Genomic DNA, 668 nt, shown 5'->3' with positions numbered 1-668 from the left:
TATTACTCGATGATTTTAGCAACAACGCCAGCACCAACTGTACGGCCACCTTCACGGATAGCGAAGCGCAAGCCTTCTTCCATCGCGATCGGGTTGATCAATTTAACAGTGATAGATACGTTATCACCTGGCATGACCATTTCTTTGTCTTTCGGCAACTCGATCGAACCAGTTACGTCCGTTGTACGGAAGTAGAACTGTGGACGGTAGTTGTTGAAGAATGGTGTATGACGGCCACCTTCATCTTTGGACAGAACATAGATCTCGCCTGTGAAGTGGGCGTGAGGCTTGATTGAGCCTGGTTTTGCCAACACTTGACCACGTTGGATATCTTCACGTTTTGTACCACGCAGCAATACGCCGACGTTGTCACCAGCTTGACCTTGGTCCAGCAGTTTGCGGAACATTTCAACGCCAGTACATGTTGTTTTGACTGTATCTTTGATACCAACGATTTCGATCTCTTCGCCAACTTTGACGATACCGCGTTCGATACGGCCAGTTACCACTGTACCGCGACCGGAGATGGAGAATACGTCTTCTACTGGCAACAGGAAGGCGCCGTCAACAGCACGTTCTGGTGTTGGGATGTAGGAATCCAGTGCATCAGCCAGTTTCATGATGGCTTCTTCGCCCAGAGGACCTTTGTCGCCTTCGAGGGCCAGTTT

Annotated in this window: 1 protein-coding gene; it reads right to left on the bottom strand. The window is 49.6% G+C overall.

Annotated elements, in window-relative coordinates; genetic code table 11:
• Positions 1–2: 2 nt before the first annotated feature.
• Positions 3–668: EF-Tu/IF-2/RF-3 family GTPase (locus tag ACO0LK_RS26970; RefSeq protein WP_422980604.1), on the bottom strand; the 666-nt coding region annotated here is incomplete at its 5' end.

This window comes from Undibacterium sp. Ji49W (assembly GCF_049340205.1).
Classification (GTDB): Bacteria; Pseudomonadota; Gammaproteobacteria; order Burkholderiales; family Burkholderiaceae_D; genus Undibacterium.
This window is presented reverse-complemented; position numbering and strand designations above follow the sequence as displayed.